We start from the raw sequence: 22568 nt of genomic DNA, 5'->3' as shown, positions 1-22568 counted from the left end.
AACGAAAGGAAGCATTGACCAATGAATGCTTCCACTAAAAAATTATGCCCCATGAAACATGGGGTGCTTGAACAAGGTATACAACCATGGCTTTCAATCTGCGCAACCGTAACTTCCTGAAGCTGCTGGATTTCACTCCTCGCGAAATCAACCACTTCATCGATATGGCGATGGAGCTGAAAAAAGCCAAATATAATGGCTATGAGCAGCAGCGTCTGAAAAACAAAAACATTGCCCTGATCTTTGAAAAAGCATCTACCCGTACTCGTTGTGCGTTCGAAGTGGCCGCTTTTGACCAGGGTGCCAACGTGACTTACATCAGCGGTGGCTCCCAGATGGGTAAAAAAGAGACAGTGAAAGACACTGCTCGTGTGTTAGGCCGCATGTATGACGGTATCGAATTCCGTGGTTTTTCCCAGAAAGCCGTTGAAGAGCTGGGCGAATTCTCCGGTGTGCCTGTATGGAATGGTCTGACTGACACCTGGCACCCCACCCAGATTCTGGCAGACTTCATGACCATGCTGGAACATGGCCAGGGTCGTCAGCTGAATGAAATGTCCTTTGCTTACATGGGCGATGCCCGTAACAACATGGGTAACTCCCTGCTGGTGGGTGCTGCCAAGATGGGCATGGATATTCGTCTGGTTGCTCCTAAAGCGTTCTGGCCTAAAGAATCCCTGGTTGAAGAATGCAGCCGTATCGCTGAAGAAACCGGTGCCCGTATTACCCTGACTGAAAATGTTGACGAAGGTGTGAAGGGCGTTGACTTCCTGTACACCGACGTATGGGTTTCCATGGGTGAGAGCCAGGAAGCCTGGGATGAGCGCGTGGCTATGATGACACCTTACCAGGTGAACATGGACATGATTGCCAAGACCGGCAACCCTCAGGTGAAATTCATGCACTGCCTGCCAGCATTCCACAACGATGAAACCACCATCGGTAAGGAAGTGGCTGAGAAGTACAACATGAACGGTCTGGAAGTATCTGAAGACGTATTCGAATCCAAATACTCCATTGTGTTTGATGAAGCAGAAAACCGCATGCACACCATCAAGGCGGTAATGGTTGCCACTCTGGGCGAATAAGCACCAGTGAGGAAAGGGAGCCGGGAGGCTCTCTTTTTATTTCTACCCTGATTTATAAGAGTCTATAAATACGATGCGTGTAGTAATTGCTCTGGGCGGAAACGCCATTCTTCAGCGTGGTGAACCACTTGAGTGCGGTGTTCAGCGCCAAAATATCCGTAAGGCCGCAGAATCCATTGCCAAAATTGCCCGTGACCATCAGGTTATCCTGACCCACGGTAATGGCCCTCAGGTTGGCCTGCTGGCCCTGATGAACGAATCCTATAAAGAAGTTACACCTTATCCGCTGGATGCTCTGGGTGCCCAGACTCAGGGTATGATCGGCTTTATGTTTGAGCAGGAACTGCGTAACCAGATGCCTGGTCGCAAGGTATGCACTGTTTCTACACAGACGCTGGTTGATACATCTGATGCAGCATTCAGTGATCCGGACAAGTTTGTGGGTCCTGTCTACAGCAAGGAAGAGTCTGAAGAAATGCTGAAGGCTAATCCTGACTGGACTATCAAGGCTGATGGCGAGTACTTCCGTCGCGTAGTGCCTTCCCCACAGCCTCAGGAAATCTTGGAACTGCCTTCCCTGCAGCATCTGATTTCTTCTGGTGACATTACTGTGATCTGTGGTGGTGGCGGTGGCGTTCCCGTAACCCGCAAAGAAGACGGCACCCTGGAAGGTGTTGAGGCTGTAATCGATAAAGACCGTGCTTCCCGCGTTCTGGCTGAAGGGATTGAAGCCGATGCCTTTATTATTCTGAGCGACGTTGAGGCAGTAGCCACCAACTTTGGTCAGCCAGATTCCAAAGATATTCGCTGCGCCACACCCGAGGCCATGGATCAGTTCGGTTTTGCTGCGGGTTCCATGGGACCTAAAGTCGAGGCGGCTACCCAGTTTGTTCGTAATGGCGGCAAGATGGCAGCCATCGGCTCCCTGGAATATGCAGCGGAAATTCTCACCAGTGATTCCGGTACAGTGATTCGCAATGATGTTGCCGATGGTGTGACTTACTATTGAGAAAATGAGTTAACTCAGGTTAAAAGTCCCAATATTGATCAAAAACCCTGTTAGTTCAGGGTTTTTTTATAGTGGTTTATTGCAAAACAGTGCGCCCCTGTATATTTTGTTGCATACGATTTTAGTCGTTTATGACGACAGTCGATGAGAAAAATAATAATTAAAAAGCAATACAGGGATTTTTATGAAGCTGGCGAAGTTATTCGGCACGTTGTTTTTGGTTTCGATGCTATTCGGATGTGCGGCTACACAGGTTGCCTTGGAAAAAAAGAACCTCGATGTTCAGACAAAAATGTCCGACAGTATCTTTCTTGACCCGGTGGCTTCCAGCAAGCGAACGGTTTTCCTTCAGGTTCGCAATACCTCGGATAAGCAGGAGCTGAATGTCCAGCAAGCCCTGGCCAAAAATATTGAAAGCAGAGGTTACAAAATACTGGATGATCCTGACCTTGCTCACTACCTTCTGCAAATTAATGTGCTTCAAGCCGGGAAGACCGATCCTTCAGCAGCAAAGCAAGCCCTGGCCTCAGGTTTTGGTGGCGCAGTGGCTGGCGTGACCGCTGGAGCGGCAATGGGGTCTTCAGGTAAAGGTCTGGCGGCAGCGGGACTGATTGGTGGGGCGGTTGAACTGGTTGCCAACAGTCTGGTGAAAGACGTCACCTTCTCTGTTATTACAGATATCCAGATTTCTGAAAAAGCGAAAGGCAAGGTGGTCAGTAGTAGCAATCATCAGCTTAAGCAGGGTAACAGCGGAACAACCAGTATCCAGTATAGTGAGGAAGGTGACCGAAAACGCTATCAAACACGGATTGTATCCACAGCCAACAAAATGAACCTTACCTTTGAAGAGGCTCAGGCTGAACTTGAGAAAGGGTTGGCTGGTTCGATTTCAGGGCTTCTTTAAAATGAAAAGGCTTGCAGCAGATACAGAGGCTGTTGCAAGCACATCAGATATTAACCGGCGTTTTACTCTGCTGCTCTGGCCGCTCCCTTACCAGTCGGGAAGCTAAATAATCAGGACATTTCTTTATCACTTATGTACGCGGTGCGATGACCGATATGAATGGCTGGCGACTGTCTGGATTTCTCATCTTTATAGCTACGTCATTGACCGGCAGTTGTTGAGTTTTTATGGCAGGTGTCAAATAGTTGGTTGTCACTTGGGCCAATGCACTATTCTGTTGATACACCCTATCAAAATAGGGTCAGTAATGGCTTTAAGTGTTTTATATTTGTTTTTGAAATAATGTTAAAAAAACCTGAATTTGTATCATAAATGCATAACCTCTGTAACCAGAGGGTTGTTACAGAGCCTTTGAAGTGAATCAGAACTCAGGGGTACTCTGTTAAGCAACCAAACCAAACAGAGGACGCCAAGGATGGCCTTTAAGCACCTTAGCTCTGAAGAGAGACATTATATCGAAATCGAACTGAAAAATGGGACTTCTCAAAATAAAATTGCAGAAAAACTCGGGCGTTCACAGAGTTCGCTGTCACGGGAGTTAGGACGCAACACAGGGCAGCGTGGTTACAGGCACCAGCAGGCTCATCGTAAGGCTCAACAGCGTCATAAGACCTGAGTTCGACATAAGGAACTGATTTTATATAGCATAGCTACCACGCTGATTAGGGGTGGAGTAGTGCTGTGCTGACCAAGGTATTTTGCAGGGTAGACGATTTTTGCAAGCAATTTGAACCAAAGCTAAACCAGTATCTGATCGAGCATTGTGGCCGCAAGCGCATTCGTAAACAGTCTCTATCAATCAGCGAAGTGGCAACGATCGTCATCCTATTTCATGCTAAAGGCTATCGTTGTCTGAAGCACTTCTATATTAATCATGTCTGTAAATACTGGCATAAGCACTTTCACGGGCTAGTCAGCTACAATCGGTTTGTTGAGCTGATGCCACAAGCGCTTATGGTACTCTCAGCTTTCTTGCAGACACGATATGGCAAGGTGTCTGGCATTTCTTATATAGATTCAACCGGCATCGCTGTCTGTGAAAAAAGTCGGGCTCTGCGCCATAAAGTGTTTAAAGATGAAGCAGGCTGGGGTAAGTCTTCTACACACTGGTATTACGGCTTTAAGCTTCACCTGATTATCAATGATACCGGTGAGTTGCTGGCGGTTAAGTGTACATCAGGTAATACCGATGATCGTGCTGTTCTTGAAGATATGTGCTGCCACTTGTTTGGTAAGCTGTTCGGCGACAAAGGCTATATATCCAAGGCCAAAGCCCAGCTTTTAAAAGAAAAATACGATGTTGACCTGATTACGACGCGCAGGAAAAACATGAAACCTCAGAACCTGCCTGCTTTTGATAAAGTACTGCTGAGAGGGCGTGCAATCATTGAGACGGTCAACGATCAGTTGAAAAATATCTCTCAGATAGAGCACACCCGCCACCGCTCAAAGTTCAATTTTATGGTGAACTTGCTGGCAGGGCTTATAGCCTATACGTTTCAAAAAAAGAAGCCTTCTCTGAGCATTCAGCATACGGGGCTGGTTGAGTTGGTTGCTTAACCGTTATGTCGAACTCAGGTCATATAAGCAAAAAAGGAGCAAAAAAGGAAGAGCAAAAAAGGGACATCCATTAATTAAGCTCTGATTTTCAAAGAAATTTTATGGATGTCTCTAAAACTTCTCTAAAACTTCTGTCTAAAACTTCTGCTAAAACTTCTGGGTGTCCCTAAAATTTTTCTAAAACTCTATTAGTTCATGCCCATGCCGAGCGTACACAAGTGGTTCCAGGTGACACCTACGGCACACCTGAACCAAGCGTTATATGGCCTAAGCCAACATCCAGTGTTTTATAAGGACACAGCTTTATTAAAGAGGTATAAAGTGAAGAATAAAGTACTACTGCTGCTTGCACTATATTGTGTTAATTCTTAGTCACTTGAAATCGAAAACTTCAGTTCTGGATTAGCGTGTACAGATGGAAAAAGCTTTGGCTGGATTTGCCATGATACAACTGATATCTATGTAAGCGGTCAAGGTATATGCAACTGGAATGGTCAAGATAAACCTTGTACTTGGTATGGGTTTGAATTTGATTATAAACACAATAAGCCTGGATCTAGCATCGATTGTGAATATACGTCATCACATAATATAAATTTAGGGAACCCTAGAGAAATTGTCGAGAAGCAGGTAAAAAAAGGAAAGTACTCTTTTCAGCTACCTGAAATAGAAGGGCATTTCATCAATCCACAATATGCAATATTAAAAGTTCGGCCTGTAGAAAACTCAATATTAATCAATGAAACCACTTGCTCAAGTGATGGTCAAACTCTTTTCAAATACAAGCAAAGAGTGTTCTACCCTGTTCAACCCGAGTTCTCTAAACCACTAAGTAAAACGGCCATATAACAAGTGCATGGTGTGGGCATTATAAGCCTCAAGGAAAATTTATGGAAACAGATAGAATCAAGTTATCTCCTCCTTCAATGGAGTTAGTATCAAAAGTTCATGATGCTATAAAAGAAAGTGAGGAGAATCTAAGTGTATATTTGCCATGGGTTCAAAATGCCTTATCTCACCCTGAAGAAAATATGAAAGAGGCAATAACAAACCATGAATTATTTAATGGTGAGCTAAGGTTCTTAACTTTAGAGTTAGTATGACATGAACGTTTGGTTATATTTTAAAAATTGTGTGCAAAAATACATCCAAACGTTTTTTCAGATTCGGTATTATTCTTGATTATTGCGTTGTTGCCGCTATTTATGCCGCTTTTTTCTTTTCTTTGACTATTCCGTCAGTCAAACTATTAAAATTGAACTCATATTTTTGGCTATATCGGTTCCAGCCCTCACGAATAGGTAATCTGGGGATAATTCCTGCGAGTGCAAATCTTAGCATGCCAGCGGTGGTTGTATCCTGATCCCGCCAAGGAATCCTTGAAATGCCCACGCTTGCTTGATTTTTACAGACGGTCAACAGTTGCAATAATGCGTATCCAGCCATCTTCAGATGCATCCACCGCAACAGAGTTCTCAGCTTTTGCTGCCATAACTGGCGGCAACCAAATGAATGTTTAATTTGCTGAAACATGGGTTCAACCGGCCATCTTTTCGCATAAATACGAAGGATGTCTATACCTTCAAGTCCAGTATTGGTTGCAATGAATATACGGCTTTCTGTCAGTCCTTTATCATTTTCAAACCGACCCCAGACAACCCGAACCTTGCGGCCTTTCAGGAAGCGAGCCCGACATACCCGGGTGCGATAACGTATCTTTCGAAATCTGCCGTATATTCTTACGGTTGTTTGATATTCCGGTAGCTTCTCCACTTCCGGGGGCGTCATTTTGATGCCATACTTTTTGGGTCGCCCACGTTTTTTTGCAGTGGACTCCAACGGTAAGGCATACAATGCCCGGTTTAACGGGATTTGCCCTACTACTTCATAGCCCATTTCCAGAACGGGTTGCATTAGCGTCCAGTTCATATACCAACAGTCTGTCAGCAAGCGCAGTCCTTGCACCTTCACCTCTTGCCTCACCACTTTTAGCATGGCAACAGCGATTTTTAGCTTACTGGCATTGCCTGAAGCAGGAGATGGAAAGGAAAGCACAGGGATGGCAGTAAATACTTCATCTTTAGCCCGCTCAAATACAACAGCCAGGGATACCCAGCATTGTCCCCAGATATACGTTGGCCGGTTCCTTTTTTTACTGTGCTGGTGATGGGGTCGGCAAGCGGGAGCCTTGTCAGAAAAACGCTCCACCACCCAATCATCAAGACCAATGTTGATAAGTTCACCCCGTGGTACTTTTGAGCATACCAGCTGAATGAGCCGGCATGCGAGGCTCCTCCACCGCCACTTGCCTTGAGAGAGCCAATGGTGGTAACTGCTCCATACGCATTGAAAGTTATTAATAGATAACAGCGCCTGAGTGACAAAGCCTTGCCCGGATAGCATGCAGCCAAAAAGAAGTTCGCAGAACGTAGGTACTGCTGTTGGGGATAGCGCTGAAGCAAGAAACGTTGTATATAAGGCAAGCTCCCGGAGGATCTCTTTATGATCTGAAGTGAGCATAGCAACCATCTTTGTATTTTGTTTGGAGATGGTTGCTATTAACCGATTTCAGATGAAAATCGTACTATTGTTCTTTGGTAACTCTAAAGTCGAGCTAAGGTTTTTTATCATTGAAAAATCCAGCAATGATCTGCTTGGTGCCATTGGCTTGATAATACGAGACAAGAGTGTACCATTTTTCGAAATTGGCTACTGGTTGAAAAATTCAAAATCAGGTAAAGGCTTTATTACAGAAGCTCTAAAACTCTTAGAGACCTATTCATTTCAGGAGCTTGGGGCAAAACGCATAGAAATCAGAACGGCTGAATGTAACGAAAAAAGTCGTACTGTTGCAGAGCGAAATGGCTATCAACTCGAAGCAACATTCATTAATGAACGCCGACTTCCATCCGGTGAGTTATCAAATACTGTTGTTTATGGGAAAACTGGCTTATAACAAGCGCATGGTGTCACCAGAAAGCTGGCTGGGACGCCTACGGCACCCCACATGCGGGCGTTATGTGCCTCTAAAAAATCAACATCAAATGAAAATATTAATTGAGAAAGAAGTAGCTCTTCATCACTACGAAGTAAGAGCTGATAAAAGTCAGGTATTAAAACTTTTGCATCCTGAATTTAAAGAGGTTGGTGAGTCTGGAGTTAGCTTTAGCTTAAATAGTATCCTTGAGCTATTGGGCAATGAGCAGCCGAACGGCAGCAAGATTCACTCTCAAGACTATGAGAGTATTAAACTTACTTCTGATGTTTACCTCTTGCTGTATAGATCTGCAAACATTGATGTAAATGGAATCCCCACCCACTTTGCCAAAAGGTCATCAATCTGGTCTCTAACTGATGAAGGCTGGCAAATGAAGTATCATCAAGGTACTCCATGCAAGCCATTTTCTATCACCCGATGAAAGTCAAAAATAGGTAAGCGCCAATTTAAACCCACCTTAAAACTCCAAATCAAAAAAGTTAGGTTTTCTATTTTTTAGGAAACCCTACTATGAAAACAGATGAAGCCGCCAAACTCAGACAGCTTTGGCAGCAGCACCTTAAGGACTGGCAACAATCTGGCATAAGGCAAACTCCCTGGTGTCGCCAGAGGGGACTGTCTCCCCATCAGTTCAGTTATTGGAAGAAAAAGTTGATGACCAGGCCTCAAGGTAGGCCGCTGCGCGGCGACTTTTAGACTGTGCCAAACTGAGCGTTTCTGCTAACCATCAACCTTTCTTTTTTGGTGTTTTCTAAAGTTGTGAGTCGCCAGCGCTTTCGCACTCTTGAGCTTCACCGGCGGATGACACTGGTGACAGGTTTGTTCCCCGCTGTGGTGACTGAAGTTGTGAGTCGCCAGCGCTTTCGCACTCTTGAGCTTCACCGGCGGATGACACTGGTGACAGGTTTGTTCCCCGCTGTGGTGACTTCTGTTGTGAGTCGCCAGCGCTTGAGCACTCTTGAGCTTCACCGGCGGATGACACTGGTGACAGGTTTGTTCCCCGCTGTGGTGACTGAAGTTGTGAGTCGCCAGCGCTTTCGCACTCTTGAGCTTCACCGGCGGATGACACTGGTGACAGGTTTGTTCCCCGCTGTGGTGACTTCTGTTGTGATTCGCCAGCGCTTGAGCACTCTTGAGCTTCACCGGCGGATGACACTGGTGACAGGTTTGTTCCCCGCTGTGGTGACTGAAGTTGTGAGTCGCCAGCGCTTTCGCACTCTTGAGCTTCACCGGCGGATGACACTGGTGACAGGTTTGTTCCCCGCTGTGGTGACTTCTGTTGTGATTCGCCAGCGCTTGAGCACTCTTGAGCTTCACCGGCGGATGACACTGGTGACAGGTTTGTTCCCCGCTGTGGTGACTGAAGTTGTGAGTCGCCAGCGCTTTCGCACTCTTGAGCTTCACCGGCGGATGACACTGGTGACAGGTTTGTTCCCCGCTGTGGTGACTTCTGTTGTGATTCGCCAGCGCTTTCGCACTCTTGAGCTTCACCGGCGGATGACACTGGTGACAGGTTTGTTCCCCGCTGTGGTGACTGAAGTTGTGATTCGCCAGCGCTTTCGCACTCTTGAGCTTCACCGGCGGATGACACTGGTGACAGGTTTGTTCTCCGGTATGATAGCCTGTTTTGTGAGACGACAGAGTTTCTTTTTTATAAAAAATCTTATTACACTCATCACATACAAACCCTTTAAAAGGGGTCAATGTTGCAACAAAAGAACTTTCATCATTTTCAATTATATTTAGTTGATCTAACTGATACTCCACTTTGCAAAGATAAATAGAACCAACTTCATCTTCTTTAAAGTTTTCTTTTTGATTATAAATCATTACAACATCAGAACCAGAGCCAACGACTTCACAACCCAAGTCTGAAGATTTTATAAGAGTGTTGTTTTTATGTGGAGTGCGATACGCAAATAAGGCTATTTTCATAGCGTCATCATCATCAACTTCATCAAAAAAGACATAAAAACAACAGTTGTTCTGGCTCTTATCAATAGATACTTTTACCACTTTTTTTTTACGTTTCTTTTGCTAAAACCCAAATCACCAAAATCCAAATCACCAAAATCCAAATCACCAAAATTCAAACCATATAAATCTTCCCCATCTTCTGCACCTGAATTATTACTGTCCTCATAGCCTGACTCATAAGAATCAAAACCAGACACCTCAGAAGGTATTTGGCACTCCCAAAAACACTCACCAGATGAAGTGCATTCAATAGATTTATTCTTTTTACCGGCATAACCTAATACAGGAAGCAAAAATAAAATAATAACCAGCCAATTCCTCAAACTACAGATACCTACGGATAGCAAATTGATAACAACTAAGGCATTCTTCCCTGATTACTAAAGTTTAGCCATAGAACACCCGTTATCCGCCTACCATCAAAACTAAAACAGCTACTCCTGACCGGCCAGCTCTGGTGGAACTACTACCAGAAACACACTGGTAATTTGCGGGACGTGGTACTGGACAACATCAACCGGATACTCGCCTGCGGTCGCTTGTTCATGGGCTATGCCACATGGTTGTGCAGTAACGAACAGTGTAGTCACTCCAAAAAAATTTGCATGGGTTGCAAGTCACGTTTTTGCAATACCTGCGGAAAAAAACTCACTGACCAGTGGATTGAAAAGCAGCGAGCCTTACTGCCCGATACCGAGTGGCAACATATCACCTTCACTATGCCTTGTGAGCTTTGGGCATTTTTTTTGCTCAACCGTGAGTTGTTGAAGCCACTCAGCGCCATTGCCGCCAAGGCCATACAGACCGTTGCCAGAAAGAAAGGCATTACTCCCGGCATCTTTACCGCCCTGCATACCTTTGGCCGTGACCTGAAATGGAATGTCCATATTCACCTGTCCGTTACCCGTGGCGGCATCACTGAAGACAGTCAACACTGGAAAGCCCTGTTCTTCTCCCGTGAAGCCATCATGCCCCAGTGGCGTTACGGGATGATCAACCTGCTCAGGGAAGCCTACAAAAGCGGTACGCTAACCTTGCCGGACACATTGCAAGCCAACTGCCACAACCTGACGGACTTTAACCGTTTCCTGAATGCCCATTACCAGAAAAGCTGGATCGTTCACTTTGCCCAGGCCACCAAAACACCGAAGGCGACCATCAGTTATCTCGGGCGCTACCTGAAGCGGCCACCGCTGGCGATGTCACGACTCAAACACTACGACGGCAATACCGTGGTGTTTGAGTACCTGGATCACAAAAGCAAACGCTACCTGAACTTTACCTGTGAAGGTGAGGAGTTCCTCGACCGGCTGATCCAGCATATTCCGGAAAAGGGTTTCCAGATGATTCGTTACTATGGTTTTCTGGCAAACAGGGTACGCTCAACCTTACTACCGAAGGTCTACACCCTGCTCAACCAGCCGGAGCGTAATGCCCTGACAATCACCTATGCAGGCTTGCTGAAAAGCAGCTTTGGCCTTGACCCTCACCAATGCATTCTCTGCCAGTCAGCGATGGTGTTTGCCGGTATTACCCGAGGAAGACCGCAAAGGGAACTGCACAAATACTCACAGGCGCTCGCTCTTGCGAAGCCGATCCGTTGAGTCACGCCCTCAATCCGTCTGGAATCCGGGGTTACAGGTAAAAGCTGGAAATAATGGTAGGTTTGCAGTGTTTTTTCCTGGTTGAGCGATCACTGCATCATCAGCCTGTCTGAGAGAAAACTGAAAAGCCGGAAATTTCTGGTGATTTTTTGAGCTGATCAGTTTTACAAATTCCTATGCATTCGAGCAAGTGCCTGGGCTGGTTCAGGCGTTGCAGTGCCTATGATTCGTCCAGCGGCTGATACTGACGTATTCCTTTATAGTGAGCCCGTGGATATGCGTAAGTCTATCAATGGCCTGGCCACTCTGGTGGAACAGGAGATGGCTCTGTCCCCCTTTGACCGCAAGCTGTTTGTGTTTTGCAACCGGGGAAGAGACAAGGTGAAGCTGCTTTACTGGGAGCGCAATGGCTTTGTCCTCTGGTATAAGCGACTGGAGAAATTCCGGTTCCAATGGCACTGGGATAGCATGCCCTCCCATATTGATGGTGATCTTCTCAACCGACTGCTGGATGGCTATGACATTCGTCCTCCTCAACCTCATCCTGCGCTGACCTACACGTCAATGATCTGATGCAGGGAATTGTCTTCCTGCCTTAGGGTATCCTTCAGGGATGAACGACACCCTTGCACATCTTCCTGATGACCCCACTATCCTCAAAGCCTACATTGCCCAGCTGCAAGGCAGGCTTTCCACTCTTGAGGAACATATCCGGCAACTGATCCGGCAGCGCTTTGGCGCGTCTAGCGAAAAAGCACCAGCCAATCAGTTCGGCCTGTTCAATGAGGCCGAGCAGGACCAGCCTGACAATCCTGATGCAGTGGCAAAAGCAGAGGCAGAAATCACAGTCCCTGCCCATCAGCGCAAGAAGCCGGGGCGCAAGCCATTACCTGAAGCCCTGCCCAGGGTTCGTCGGGAACATGACCTCCCTGAACAGGAAAAGGTCTGCTCCTGTTGCGGTAGCCATGACCTGCACAGGATCGGCGAGGAAGTCAGCGAGCAACTGGATATCATTCCCGCCAAGGTTCAGGTTATTCAGAACGTGCGCCCAAAGTATGCCTGTCGCCATTGTGAAGGCTCCATCCAGACCGCACCCATGCCTCCCCAGCCCATACCGGGTAGTATCGCTACACCGGGCTTGCTGGCCTACATTGCCACCGGAAAATATGTGGACGGCTTGCCCCTGTACCGCCAAGAACAGTTTGTGCTGAACCGGCTCGGGGTTGAAGTGGCCAGGGCAACCACAGCCCAGTGGATGGTGCGTTGCGGTGAACTGGTACAGCCCCTGGTCAACCTGATGCGAGATCATTTACTTGAATCTCCGCTGATCCATTGTGACGAAACCCATGTCAAGGTGCTGAGGGAGTCAGGGAAGAAAGCACAGAGCCTGTCGTACATGTGGGTACAGGTGGCAGAGCCTGTTCCAGATCACAGAGTCATTCTATTTGATTATGATCCCAGTCGGAGTGGGTCCGTTCCTGTCAGGTTGCTGGAAGGCTTTAAGGGGTATCTGCAAACGGATGGCTATGAGGGCTATGCTGCCATAGGCCGACAGGAAGGCATTATCAGCCAGGGCTGCTGGGCCCATGCCCGGAGAAAATTCAATGAAGCGGTAAAAGGCCTGAAAAAAGGGGTAAAAACTGGAAAGGCTTATATGGGAATGGCCTATATCCAGAAGCTTTACCGTATTGAACGGGAAATAAAAGACTGTTCCTGTGAAGAAAAGAAAATGATCCGGCAACAGAAAAGCCGGGACATTCTCAGTCAGCTACGACAATGGTTAGATAAATCGCTACCACAAACGCCCCCTAAAACACTGTTGGGTAAGGCGCTTAATTACCTCAATAACCAGTGGGATAAACTGATTCGCTACTGCGATGAGGGTTATCTACGCATGGACAATAATCTGGCAGAAAACGCCATTCGCCCCTTTGTCATCGGGCGTAAAGCATGGCTGTTTAGCACCAGTCAGGCAGGCGCTAATGCCAGCGCTAATCTGTACAGTCTGGTAGAGACAGCGAAAGCCTGTGGCTTGGAGTCATATGCCTATTTAAAGGAGGTGTTTACCCAGCTACCCGCAGCAAAAACACTGGCGGATATTGAGCAACTGCTGCCATGGAATCAAAACTCTTCTTAAATCAAGGTGGGGTTAATTAATCGCTTACAAAAATAGCACATAACAATGCGCTGGTGTTTGTCCCTTCGGTCGCGGGACACTCGTCGAAAAAAAGAGAAAAAAGGGACATCCATTAATTGGGCTTTGATTTTCAAAGAAGTTTTTATGACTGTCTCTAAAATCAAAGAATTGGACCTTTTCAGCTTGCTTCATCATTCACAGATTAACCCGACTGAGTAGCAACTGAAAGCTCAGGAAGGCTTGGTCTGGGTCAGGATTGTGGTGAGTAACACCTCCAGTTTATCCAACCGTTTGTTCTGGTGGCTATCCATTTTATCTAGCCGTTCATGCACCTCCAGCTTGAACTCCAGCATTTCTTTTTTCAGGCCAGTCATTTCCGTTTTCAGACCAGCCATGTCCATTTTCAGGCCAGCCATTTCCATTTCCATGTTGTCCATGCGGCGCAACATCATTGCCATAGAGCCTTCCAGCCCATAGACAATGGTTTCAATATTGGCGACTTTGTCCTTTACGCCTTCCATATTCTCTTCCAGTGCCTCTACCCTTGCTTCGAGCGACATAACTTATCCCCAGATTGTTATTGGTCAATCAACCATAGCAGAGAATTTAAGGGACGATAGCGCCTGATATCAGCCCCACCTTTAGGCCTTCCAATTTTGCTAACTATCAGGGGGAAAAAAAATTAGCTTTGATTTTCAAAGAAATTTTTATGGATGTCCCTAAAATCCTGAAGAGAAATCACTGCTGTTTGGCTGATAGGTACGTCAGCTATGTACGGGACAAAACTTTAAGTAAAATCTGAAAATCAATCTGATCGCTTTTTGAACATCCATTCTTCAAAACTCTTCGGAGCATATCCAACCCCAGTCGGAACAGGCTTTTGGCTGGTCGCCAGTGCTTATTGAGAGGCAGCCCTTCCGCTTCCCCGTATTTCCAATGCCCTGCTATCAGACACCAGGCAAATGCCAGTGCAAGAACCCCCATCAGCTTATCCATACGGTCAAGCTCAGTCATATGAGTCGATTCAAGGTCAAATCCCCTGCTTTTAAGGCAGCCAAACAGAGTCTCAATAGACCAGCGCTTATAATAGTCTTCGATCATAGTTTCAGGTTTCTTCGTTGCCACTACAATCAAAAGACCTTTTATCGTGCGTCTGGCAGCGATATATAAACAGACACCAGATACTTTACGCTTGGTGAACCAAGTTTCTGTCTGATTGAGTTTTACATTCCTGAATAGTTGTTTGGCATTAATGTCTTTACCACAGCTACCAAGAACAGGAGTGTCTTCCTTTATTCGAAGCCGACAGATAATGCCTTGCTCATCCAGCCACTTAAACCAATCACGGCCAACAAACTCCCGGTCGGCGAGCAGTTCATCAATCTTGTCTGCCGGGATCAACGCCAGCACTCTCTTCATGATGGCTATGCGCTCGGCGGTATTAGAGTTGCCGCCTGACTTATCCAGACATACCCAGGCGATAGGAATGGCAGCACCCTGCCAGGCAATTGAAACCACCAGATAGTTGACGTGATGAGAGCCAAATTTCCAGTTAGTTCTATCCATGCAGAGTGTGTAGGTGGTGAGACTCAGCCAATGTAAAATCAACCGTCCGAGCTGCTCATAGCAATATGTGTAGCCTGAAAAAAATCGTTTTATGCGCCGATAGCTGGAGTCTTCCAGCGCTTTGCTCTGGAACTCTTCTGCCACACGGCAAAGGTTGCAGGAGCGTGCCCTTATGAGAGCAAGTATGAACTGGGCAAGAAATATAATCCGGGCTTGATGCCAGGGGAGATGAGCTTTAAGCTCTTGGGCTAATGAGCTGACGTCTTCCATGTACGACTACGGTAACTGTACGGAGGTTAGAGACCATACAGGTTACTCTACATGGGCGTCAGCTCATACCCCTTGGTTTTTCTAGCTTTCCTGATTTTTGTCCCGTACACAGGTACGTCAGTCAATATTTATAATATAACTATTGTGTTTTGCTACGCTTGGGCTGGAGAGAGAGTGTTCTGGTTTCACCGGGAGACAATTCTATCATGAAACCGTATCGTCCAGTGACGTCATCTCTTTTGATGTTTAACTCCGCATCATCTTCTTGAATGCCTTGAAATGAACGCCAGCTGACAACATTTATTTCAATGTTGCGCTGAGAGGGATTTTTTAAGTTCAGTTGGCGTGATACCTTATCACTTGAATCCGGTAAAGGTTGGTGAGTGACTTCAATAGTAGTGCCAGACTGTTTGACACAAAAAACAAACCCTTTTGTGGTAGGAAGGGGGTAAACAGTTCCTTCTAACTGGCGATGCTCAAGAGTTCCTTTAGCTGAGGGAAATCCATGAGAAAAGAATGTTGAGAGAGGCGTGTCACTAATGTCACTAGTCTCGGCTTTAAATATATCTTCCTGGTGGCATTCATACTCTTGAGATGGATATGTGACCTCTCCATTTTGTATATGTTTTTTTGGCAGCTCCCAGTATTTGATCTCGTCTAAACAAATAACATGATCAAGTGTCTTTGCTAAAGTGACTGTTGTCTGAGGGGAGGGTATGTTTAATGTGATACTGTTTCTTTGAGGAATATTCAGGATATATTTTTCTTTGAAATCAATTCTGGTTTTCAGTGTTTTGTCTTTTTGTTCAGTTAAACTCATAGAAAAGGGGGTGGAGTCGTCCATGTATTGCTCTTGGGAATCAATGCCCTTAGTGCCACACTGCTGAGTCACAACAAATGCCTCAAGTTGTTTTTGTTCTGGTATTTGTAGTAAGTGAGGGTGTGTATATGAGAGCTGAGTAAGGGGGATAGGCAGTATTGATTCTGGCGCACCTTGGTTTTTTTGAGAAAAGTTAAATTTATAATTTATGTTGATACTAAATCTCTGATAGCCGTCGTCCAAAACCTGTAATATGTAAAAAGGAGTGCAACTGTAGCTAAAGTATGTTCCGGATCCTGTTTCCCTCAGCATATCAACGAATACTTTACCTTGGATTGCTTCGGTCGCTAAGAAACTAACTATATTGATTACCTCTGGAGGTTTAACTTCTGTACATCTGAATATTTCTTCTTTTCGTATAAGGTTTTTCTTCCCACTCTTGTCAATATATGTTGCCATAGGGTTATCAAGAAATAGCTCTTTTGTGAGTATAGGCTCTTCCGGTTTGATTTTGGTGTAGACTTGATCTTCTCCCCAAGTGAATTTTGTATGCTTCTTAAAAGGATATGTCTTGCCGGTTCCAAGTACTCCAACGGATTGAACTAAGGCCCCCCACAAAACAGATAGATGCATAGTGGGCGTTTCGCCTTGACCAACGTCATATAAAAATCTCAGCTTGCTTTGGGGTTGCCTGACTTCAGTAAATGAGATGGATACTTCTTGTGGGTTTATAGGGTCTTCAATCCCACAGTTACCTTTTTCTAGCAGGAAAATGGCGAAAAAGAGAAGGAATATACGGTAGTTCATTATATTAACTCCTTTGGGTGGCGGTTTTTAGTAAAGAGAATTGTTTGCTTTTTTAGATTGCAGGTTTAGAACAGTTTTTCTCAGGTTGGCTGAAACTGATCAGCTTCAACCATTGTAGTAATAAAGTGATTTTTCTGTTTTTTAAATTGGTTTTTAAAAACTGAAACTCCAGTTTAGAGTCACAAAAGTACCATAGTTTAATTTCTATCTAAAATAAGGCCTCGTCAGCAAAATCTGGGGGTCATTTGCGGCTCCGGCAACTTACCAAGTGACCTGAGTTCGACATAACGGTTAAGCAACCAACTCAACCAGCCCCGTATGCTGAATGCTCAGAGAAGGCTTCTTTTTTTGAAACGTATAGGCTATAAGCCCTGCCAGCAAGTTCACCATAAAATTGAACTTTGAGCGGTGGCGGGTGTGCTCTATCTGAGAGATATTTTTCAACTGATCGTTGACCGTCTCAATGATTGCACGCCCTCTCAGCAGTACTTTATCAAAAGCAGGCAGGTTCTGAGGTTTCATGTTTTTCCTGCGCGTCGTAATCAGGTCAACATCGTATTTTTCTTTTAAAAGCTGGGCTTTGGCCTTGGATATATAGCCTTTGTCGCCGAACAGCTTACCAAACAAGTGGCAGCACATATCTTCAAGAACAGCACGATCATCGGTATTACCTGATGTACACTTAACCGCCAGCAACTCACCGGTATCATTGATAATCAGGTGAAGCTTAAAGCCGTAATACCAGTGTGTAGAAGACTTACCCCAGCCTGCTTCATCTTTAAACACTTTATGGCGCAGAGCCCGACTTTTTTCACAGACAGCGATGCCGGTTGAATCTATATAAGAAATGCCAGACACCTTGCCATATCGTGTCTGCAAGAAAGCTGAGAGTACCATAAGCGCTTGTGGCATCAGCTCAACAAACCGATTGTAGCTGACTAGCCCGTGAAAGTGCTTATGCCAGCATTTACAGACATGATTAATATAGAAGTGCTTCAGACAACGATAGCCTTTAGCATGAAATAGGATGACGATCGTTGCCACTTCGCTGATTGATAGAGACTGTTTACGAATGCGCTTGCGGCCACAATGCTCGATCAGATACTGGTTTAGCTTTGGTTCAAATTGCTTGCAAAAATCGTCTACCCTGCAAAATACCTTGGTCAGCACAGCACTACTCCACCCCTAATCAGCGTGGTAGCTATGCTATATAAAATCAGTTCCTTATGTCGAACTCAGGTCTTAGGTACGGATATGGCCCATGTCGAATAGCTTCTCTCAATGTTTTTATGACAGCGACATCGGTTACTGGATCAACAGTTTTCATCGTGACAACAGCGAAATTAACGATATTAGGCAATGAGTATAGCCAAATTGGAATGGGGAGTTATTAAACGGTCGTGCAGTTATTTTTATCTATTAGCGGTTGCGTGAGTACTGCTGGATTCAAGCAATAAGTGCAATCGACTTCCCAGTATAGACTTCGAGCGGGGTTCGCCCCCCCTAAAACTTTTCTTGGCATGGTATTAATCAAGAGTTCAGTTTCCCAAACCTCTTCTTTTGTCAGATCCCCAAGAGCCATTTTTTTAGGCCAGGTTCGACGGATAATGCCATTGGTATTTTCGTTGGTACCCCGTTGGTAGCTGGCATAAGGCTTAGCGAAAAATACGTCAGCATTCACTGCTTCTGATACCTTTTCATGGGCTGCAAACTCGCCTCCATTATCCAGGGTGATGGTGTGAACTGTTGAAACTCGTTTCAGTAGGCTGATCATTGTATCCGCTACTGTTTCAGACTGTTTGGTATCCACTTTGCCAATGAGTGTAAAGCGGCTCTTTCGGTCGACCAGCGTGACCAAGTGAGCGTCTTGCCCATACACAGTATCACCTTCCCAATCTCCCAAGCGAGACCGAAGCTCTACCACTTCAGGACGTTCGGTAATATCGACCCGATTAGGTATAAGAGAACGGCCTGCCTTGCGTTTACCTCCTTTGCATCGGCGTTTCCCAAAGCGGGGCAGCTTTTTATACAAGGAACCTCCCTGAGCTTTGTTATCCGCAATTCGGCTGTATACAGAGGTATGACTCAGAGCGATCTCAGGCACCTCAATTTTCATCCTGCAACTGATGTTTTCAGGAGACCAGCCAAGGAGTAGCCCCTTCTCTATGATCGGCATTTGTCGTTCATCTGTTTTGCTGTGCTTTTTGGCAGATTTCCTACGCTGCATAGCCAAGTTATGAGCCGATTCAGCACAATACCCATTATCGCCAGTATTGCGTTTCAACTCACGGGATAAGGCGCTTTCACTGATACCTGCAACCTCTGCGATCTCATTCTGAAAATGACCTTTTTCAAGGAGCGCCTCAATCTGGTATCGTTGCCCTTGGGTCAGCTGCTTGTATCGTCTGGTTTGTGTACTCATTCCTGACATCCATTTCTTAGTGTGAGAGCTACAGAATGTACCAGCAGCTGGCTCACATATGAAATATCAGTCGATTGCACTTATTGTATTAATCCAGCCTTACTATAACCATGTGCAATATAATCAGTGGATTCAATATCCTCTTCCTTAACTTGAATTAACTCAAAGACCGATGGTGATCCCACAATTTCTCTATTGGAATTCAGTCTTTGAGCAGAAAGCTCACCATGTGATTTAGGACCATCTCCAATAACATTACCAGAAGCCTCCATACTCACACTGTCAATTGCTCCCCCTGAAGTTAAGGTAAATATTTCCCCCTCGTCTGATATTGCTTCACCGTGGTGAACGACTAGTTCATGTTTTGAGAAGGAGTTAATATACGCTCTTGGAGAAAGCTTATTTCCATCTTCTTTACCCACCAGGATTTTATTTACATCAAAAGCTCTAATGACAGGTGTGCCTTTTTTTATATTAACCCTCATTATAACCGGGTTTGGTTTTGTTTCAGCATATTTTACAGCATAGCTTGGCTTATCTGTGTAATACTAACCATACCCAAACACTACACCTCCACGATTAATATACTCTTTTTTAAACGCAGGCTTTCCTTTTTTTAAATTTCTTATGGTCTTTCGCTCAAAAGTGGCATCTCCCCCTCTATACAAGGGGGAATCTGCTTTCCACTTTTCACAATCATCTGACAGTAAATGTTTTTCTAAACTGGCATCAAAATGATGAATCTCATCATAATATTTGAAATAATTATTTAATCGAGACATTAAATTATCAGACATATTATCCCCTCTGGTAAAATCTCCAACGGGGCGCATATCAAGCTCTTTCAGCTTCTGGTTAATTGTTATACCCCTACTGTTAAGATCCTTCAACAGCAATAACACTTCTCTTTTAAATGTTTTCTCATTGTAAGTTCTCAATAACTGCTGGATAGCTGCAAAATTCTGATATACATCTATCCTTCCCTCATGCAACCCCCAATCAATCAAGAGCAAGTGTACTCACCTGCGAGATTACTGAATCTTGTTGCTCAGCAGCAAGGGCAGATTACTCAGCAGCAAGAGCAGATAGCGAAGCTTCAAGCGCTTGTTGAGGCACTGCAAGCGCAGATTCGTCGTCTTAAAAAACTGCCGCCAAAGCCTGATATCAGACCCAATACAAAACCAAAAGATGATGGTAAAAAGGGTGATAATGGTCCCGGTGATGACAACGAACCGCCTGATAATTCAGGGAAACGTAAGGTTGAGAAGCCTGGCGAACGAACACGAAAAAATCGCCAACAGCCTGATAAGCCAGCAACAGAAAAAATCATCACCGTAGAAGTATCTGATGTCCCGTCTGGTTCGACACCAAACGGATTTAGCTCTTTTTCTGTACAAGAGCTGACTATTCAGGCGTTCACGGTCGAGTATCATTTGGAGCAATGGCAGACGCCCGACGGACAAACCATCACAGCAAAACCTCCCGAAAGCCTGCATGGACATCACTATGGACCACAACTCCAGTCCTATTTGTTGTACCAGCATCACGGTTGCTCGGTGACTCAGCCGCAGCTGTTGGACTGGTTGTGGGATATAGGAATCTCAATGTCCGCGGGAGAACTTCATCGGCTACTCACTGAAGGTCATACTGACTTTCATGAAGAAAAAGACGCTTTGCTGGCAACAGGGTTCAAATGCTCCCGCTACATCCAGACCGATGACACCGGAGCTAGGCATAAAGGACAAAATGGCTACTGTACCATTATCAACAATGAGCTATTTGCCTGGTTTGAGAGCACAGGCAGTAAGAGTAGGGAAAACTTCCTGAGCCTCTTGCATCGCCCCTGGAAGACTTATTCCGTCACGCAGGACGCCTTGGACTATCTGGAAAAATTTGATTACCCGGAGAAGTGGCTAAGCATCATCAGGCAATACATGGGCGTTACGTTTTTAAACCGGGAAGCCTGGGAAGCAGCCCTTAACGACCATGGGCTAACGGGAAAGACCCGGCGCAAGCAAGCAGCAGAAGCGCTTATTTACAGCAGCTTAATGGCTCATGGTATGGGACACCTGACCACATTCAGTGATGGTGCTCAGCAGTTCAACGTATTCAACCATGCTCAATGCTGGGTTCATGCGGAGCGGGGATTGGCTAAAGTCCACCCGGTCAATGAGCAGCAAGCCAGTGCACAGTACTGGTGTCGTACATGGTTCTGGGCTATCTACAACGATTTAAAAGTCTTCAAGGCCAGCCCCGATAAAAGTAAAGCTCAAAACATACGTCGCGATTTCAAGGCCCTGACTAATACCCAGGTAGACTTTCCTGATTTACAGGACGCACTGTCAGGGCTGGTCGTTATAGAGAAGGAATTGCTACAGGTACTCGATGCTCCAAGCCTTCCGCTCCATAACAACCTGAGCGAAAGCCAAATACGGGAATACGTGAAACGACGAAAAATCAGCGGCGGCACAAAAAGCAAAGCGGGAAGAAAGTGCCGGGATACGTTTGCCAGCCTGAAAAAAACTTGCCGGTTGTACGGTTTATCGTTTTGGCATTATCTGAAAGATCGAATCATGGGCAGTGGCAGTTTTCCCTGGTTGCCCGACCTGATAGAACAAGCATCCAGCGACTTTTCGTGTGGGTTAACCAGCAGTTATTGAGAACTTACTTCTCATTAACATCTTTTATAGAGATATTCCTCTTTTCAAACTGCTTAACCAGTATGCAACCTAGAATAGACTCAAGATAGAACTCCCCTTGCTTTCCTAAAATCTTTCTCTTAACTTTTCTACACTTACGGTCATTTTGACTACTTTTTAACTCAGCATACAAATCAAGCAATTCCTCTCTGCTTTTCAAATCATGCTTCAAACTTGCCAAGTCCTGAATTTCTTGACTCTCATTTAAAACCAAATCTCCAGTTTCTGATAAACCACCATCCAGTCTTGTTTTTTTATCTGAAACAGATAAAGATGGATCAACTGTTTCTACTGGTCTTTTTACTCCTTTTTTATCCATTTCACTAAAGAAATCAGCCTCCACCTTTGGTATTTCATTTTCAATATTTACCGGCTTTACTGAAGAAGACTCTTCACTATTTCCATTAGCTTCTGCATCAGACAAACCATTTAAATCTTTCCCGTAACCAGGATTTATAGGAGGCATTCTATCCATAAGTAACCTCTATCTTCTGTAATCAACATCCCGCCCCAAGTTTGAAGGGGGGGATATGTCTCAAGGAAACCGGGTTTCATCTTTAATTCTCGGCAACACCTTACATTTATTAAATGTTGCTAAATTCGCTACGCCAGAGGTGAGGAGCAACCCACACCGGATCCATTTCAAG

Annotated in this window: 24 protein-coding genes; 13 read left to right on the top strand and 11 right to left on the bottom strand. The window is 45.3% G+C overall.

Annotated elements, in window-relative coordinates:
- Positions 1-86: 86 nt before the first annotated feature.
- The 6 genes from argF to MJ595_RS06320 all read left to right on the top strand — a co-directional run bounded on the left by argF (position 87) and on the right by MJ595_RS06320 (position 5724).
- Positions 87-1088 (top strand): ornithine carbamoyltransferase, encoded by a 1002-nt coding sequence (gene argF / locus MJ595_RS06345; protein WP_263081593.1) that lies wholly within the window; start codon positions 87-89, stop codon positions 1086-1088.
- Positions 1089-1161: 73 nt separating this feature from the next.
- The gene (arcC, locus tag MJ595_RS06340) at positions 1162-2097 is read left to right on the top strand and encodes a carbamate kinase (RefSeq protein ID WP_263081592.1); all 936 of its coding nucleotides are present in this window, start codon (positions 1162-1164) and stop codon (positions 2095-2097) included.
- 184 nt (positions 2098-2281) lie between these two features.
- On the top strand, positions 2282-3001 hold the full coding sequence (locus MJ595_RS06335) for a complement resistance protein TraT (protein ID WP_263081591.1): 720 nt from the start codon (positions 2282-2284) through the stop codon (positions 2999-3001).
- A gap of 475 nt (positions 3002-3476) precedes the next feature.
- Positions 3477-3677 carry a helix-turn-helix domain-containing protein gene (locus MJ595_RS06330; protein ID WP_263081590.1) on the top strand — a complete coding sequence of 67 codons (201 nt, stop codon included), beginning with the start codon at positions 3477-3479 and terminating at the stop codon, positions 3675-3677.
- A 65-nt stretch (positions 3678-3742) separates the two neighbouring features.
- A complete protein-coding gene (locus MJ595_RS06325; RefSeq protein ID WP_263078216.1) occupies positions 3743-4621 on the top strand; it encodes an IS982 family transposase in 879 nt (292 codons plus the stop codon).
- Between the two features lie 890 nt (positions 4622-5511).
- Complete coding sequence (locus MJ595_RS06320; protein WP_263081589.1) at positions 5512-5724, top strand: hypothetical protein; 213 nt, start codon at positions 5512-5514, stop codon at positions 5722-5724.
- A 100-nt stretch (positions 5725-5824) separates the two neighbouring features.
- Here MJ595_RS06320 and MJ595_RS06315 read toward each other — a convergent pair whose 3' ends face one another.
- Positions 5825-7150 carry a transposase gene (locus MJ595_RS06315; RefSeq protein WP_263081588.1) on the bottom strand — a complete coding sequence of 442 codons (1326 nt, stop codon included), beginning with the start codon at positions 7148-7150 and terminating at the stop codon, positions 5825-5827.
- Positions 7151-7169: 19 nt separating this feature from the next.
- On the opposite strand from MJ595_RS06315, the gene MJ595_RS06310 reads away from it, so the two are divergent.
- The 3 genes from MJ595_RS06310 (at position 7170) to MJ595_RS06300 (ending at position 8315) form a co-directional block, all read left to right on the top strand.
- Positions 7170-7577 carry a GNAT family N-acetyltransferase gene (locus MJ595_RS06310; protein ID WP_263081587.1) on the top strand — a complete coding sequence of 136 codons (408 nt, stop codon included), beginning with the start codon at positions 7170-7172 and terminating at the stop codon, positions 7575-7577.
- Positions 7513-8040, top strand: coding sequence for a DUF4440 domain-containing protein (locus MJ595_RS06305; protein ID WP_263081586.1), 528 nt, complete (start codon positions 7513-7515; stop codon positions 8038-8040). The genes MJ595_RS06310 and MJ595_RS06305 overlap by 65 nt, the downstream gene beginning before the upstream one ends.
- Positions 8041-8129: 89 nt before the next feature.
- Positions 8130-8315, top strand: a complete 186-nt coding sequence (locus tag MJ595_RS06300; RefSeq protein WP_263081585.1) for a hypothetical protein — start codon at positions 8130-8132, stop codon at positions 8313-8315.
- Between the two features lie 24 nt (positions 8316-8339).
- On the opposite strand, the gene MJ595_RS06295 is transcribed toward MJ595_RS06300, so the two are convergent.
- Complete coding sequence (locus MJ595_RS06295) at positions 8340-9635, bottom strand: hypothetical protein (protein WP_263081584.1); 1296 nt, start codon at positions 9633-9635, stop codon at positions 8340-8342.
- Positions 9629-9919, bottom strand: a complete 291-nt coding sequence (locus MJ595_RS06290; RefSeq protein ID WP_263081583.1) for a hypothetical protein — start codon at positions 9917-9919, stop codon at positions 9629-9631. The genes MJ595_RS06295 and MJ595_RS06290 overlap by 7 nt, the downstream gene beginning before the upstream one ends.
- Before the next feature lie 165 nt (positions 9920-10084).
- Here MJ595_RS06290 and MJ595_RS06285 point away from each other — a divergent pair, with 165 nt between their 5' ends.
- The 3 genes from MJ595_RS06285 (at position 10085) to MJ595_RS06275 (ending at position 13337) form a co-directional block, all read left to right on the top strand.
- Entirely contained in the window at positions 10085-11200 is a 1116-nt protein-coding gene (locus MJ595_RS06285; protein ID WP_263081582.1) for an IS91 family transposase, read from the top strand.
- A 222-nt stretch (positions 11201-11422) separates the two neighbouring features.
- Positions 11423-11773, top strand: coding sequence for an IS66 family insertion sequence element accessory protein TnpB (gene tnpB / locus MJ595_RS06280; protein ID WP_263079172.1), 351 nt, complete (start codon positions 11423-11425; stop codon positions 11771-11773).
- A 40-nt stretch (positions 11774-11813) separates the two neighbouring features.
- Complete coding sequence (locus tag MJ595_RS06275; protein ID WP_263079174.1) at positions 11814-13337, top strand: IS66 family transposase; 1524 nt, start codon at positions 11814-11816, stop codon at positions 13335-13337.
- A gap of 230 nt (positions 13338-13567) precedes the next feature.
- On the opposite strand, the gene MJ595_RS06270 is transcribed toward MJ595_RS06275, so the two are convergent.
- The 7 genes from MJ595_RS06270 to MJ595_RS06240 form a co-directional block, all read right to left on the bottom strand.
- On the bottom strand, positions 13568-13897 hold the full coding sequence (locus MJ595_RS06270) for a hypothetical protein (protein ID WP_263081581.1): 330 nt from the start codon (positions 13895-13897) through the stop codon (positions 13568-13570).
- Between the two features lie 208 nt (positions 13898-14105).
- A complete protein-coding gene (locus tag MJ595_RS06265) occupies positions 14106-15173 on the bottom strand; it encodes an IS4 family transposase (protein ID WP_263079463.1) in 1068 nt (355 codons plus the stop codon).
- 139 nt (positions 15174-15312) lie between these two features.
- Positions 15313-16800: a hypothetical protein gene (locus MJ595_RS06260; protein ID WP_263081580.1), complete on the bottom strand. Its 1488-nt coding sequence runs from the start codon at positions 16798-16800 to the stop codon at positions 15313-15315.
- Positions 16801-17091: 291 nt separating this feature from the next.
- On the bottom strand, positions 17092-17970 hold the full coding sequence (locus tag MJ595_RS06255) for an IS982 family transposase (RefSeq protein ID WP_263081579.1): 879 nt from the start codon (positions 17968-17970) through the stop codon (positions 17092-17094).
- Between the two features lie 220 nt (positions 17971-18190).
- Entirely contained in the window at positions 18191-19222 is a 1032-nt protein-coding gene (locus MJ595_RS06250; protein WP_263081578.1) for an IS30 family transposase, read from the bottom strand.
- An 80-nt stretch (positions 19223-19302) separates the two neighbouring features.
- On the bottom strand, positions 19303-19707 hold the full coding sequence (locus MJ595_RS06245; protein ID WP_263081577.1) for a hypothetical protein: 405 nt from the start codon (positions 19705-19707) through the stop codon (positions 19303-19305).
- Positions 19708-19770: 63 nt separating this feature from the next.
- Positions 19771-20235 carry a hypothetical protein gene (locus tag MJ595_RS06240; protein WP_263081576.1) on the bottom strand — a complete coding sequence of 155 codons (465 nt, stop codon included), beginning with the start codon at positions 20233-20235 and terminating at the stop codon, positions 19771-19773.
- On the opposite strand from MJ595_RS06240, the gene MJ595_RS06235 reads away from it, so the two are divergent.
- Positions 20209-21882 carry a transposase gene (locus tag MJ595_RS06235; protein WP_263078486.1) on the top strand — a complete coding sequence of 558 codons (1674 nt, stop codon included), beginning with the start codon at positions 20209-20211 and terminating at the stop codon, positions 21880-21882. The two genes, MJ595_RS06240 and MJ595_RS06235, sit on opposite strands and share 27 nt — an antisense overlap.
- 4 nt (positions 21883-21886) lie before the next feature.
- On the opposite strand, the gene MJ595_RS06230 is transcribed toward MJ595_RS06235, so the two are convergent.
- Positions 21887-22396, bottom strand: coding sequence for a hypothetical protein (locus MJ595_RS06230; protein ID WP_263081575.1), 510 nt, complete (start codon positions 22394-22396; stop codon positions 21887-21889).
- Positions 22397-22568: the final 172 nt, after the last annotated feature.

This window comes from Endozoicomonas sp. Mp262 (assembly GCF_025643335.1).
GTDB lineage: Bacteria > Pseudomonadota > Gammaproteobacteria > Pseudomonadales > Endozoicomonadaceae > Endonucleibacter.
This window is presented reverse-complemented; position numbering and strand designations above follow the sequence as displayed.

Excerpts from the sequence above, each read along its gene's own strand:
- argF (WP_263081593.1), top strand. The coding sequence starts at position 87 with ATGGCTTTCAATCTGCGCAACCGTAACTTCCTGAAGCTGCTGGATTTC.
- arcC (WP_263081592.1), top strand. The coding sequence starts at position 1,162 with ATGCGTGTAGTAATTGCTCTGGGCGGAAACGCCATTCTTCAGCGTGGT.
- MJ595_RS06335 (WP_263081591.1), top strand. The coding sequence starts at position 2,282 with ATGAAGCTGGCGAAGTTATTCGGCACGTTGTTTTTGGTTTCGATGCTA.
- MJ595_RS06330 (WP_263081590.1), top strand. The coding sequence starts at position 3,477 with ATGGCCTTTAAGCACCTTAGCTCTGAAGAGAGACATTATATCGAAATC.
- MJ595_RS06320 (WP_263081589.1), top strand. The coding sequence starts at position 5,512 with ATGGAAACAGATAGAATCAAGTTATCTCCTCCTTCAATGGAGTTAGTA.
- MJ595_RS06315 (WP_263081588.1), bottom strand. The coding sequence starts at position 7,150 with ATGGTTGCTATGCTCACTTCAGATCATAAAGAGATCCTCCGGGAGCTT.
- MJ595_RS06310 (WP_263081587.1), top strand. The coding sequence starts at position 7,170 with ATGGTTGCTATTAACCGATTTCAGATGAAAATCGTACTATTGTTCTTT.
- MJ595_RS06305 (WP_263081586.1), top strand. The coding sequence starts at position 7,513 with ATGAACGCCGACTTCCATCCGGTGAGTTATCAAATACTGTTGTTTATG.
- MJ595_RS06300 (WP_263081585.1), top strand. The coding sequence starts at position 8,130 with ATGAAAACAGATGAAGCCGCCAAACTCAGACAGCTTTGGCAGCAGCAC.
- tnpB (WP_263079172.1), top strand. The coding sequence starts at position 11,423 with ATGATTCGTCCAGCGGCTGATACTGACGTATTCCTTTATAGTGAGCCC.
- MJ595_RS06275 (WP_263079174.1), top strand. The coding sequence starts at position 11,814 with ATGAACGACACCCTTGCACATCTTCCTGATGACCCCACTATCCTCAAA.
- MJ595_RS06270 (WP_263081581.1), bottom strand. The coding sequence starts at position 13,897 with ATGTCGCTCGAAGCAAGGGTAGAGGCACTGGAAGAGAATATGGAAGGC.
- MJ595_RS06265 (WP_263079463.1), bottom strand. The coding sequence starts at position 15,173 with ATGGAAGACGTCAGCTCATTAGCCCAAGAGCTTAAAGCTCATCTCCCC.
- MJ595_RS06260 (WP_263081580.1), bottom strand. The coding sequence starts at position 16,800 with ATGAACTACCGTATATTCCTTCTCTTTTTCGCCATTTTCCTGCTAGAA.
- MJ595_RS06250 (WP_263081578.1), bottom strand. The coding sequence starts at position 19,222 with ATGAGTACACAAACCAGACGATACAAGCAGCTGACCCAAGGGCAACGA.
- MJ595_RS06245 (WP_263081577.1), bottom strand. The coding sequence starts at position 19,707 with ATGAGGGTTAATATAAAAAAAGGCACACCTGTCATTAGAGCTTTTGAT.
- MJ595_RS06235 (WP_263078486.1), top strand. The coding sequence starts at position 20,209 with ATGCAACCCCCAATCAATCAAGAGCAAGTGTACTCACCTGCGAGATTA.
- MJ595_RS06230 (WP_263081575.1), bottom strand. The coding sequence starts at position 22,396 with ATGGATAGAATGCCTCCTATAAATCCTGGTTACGGGAAAGATTTAAAT.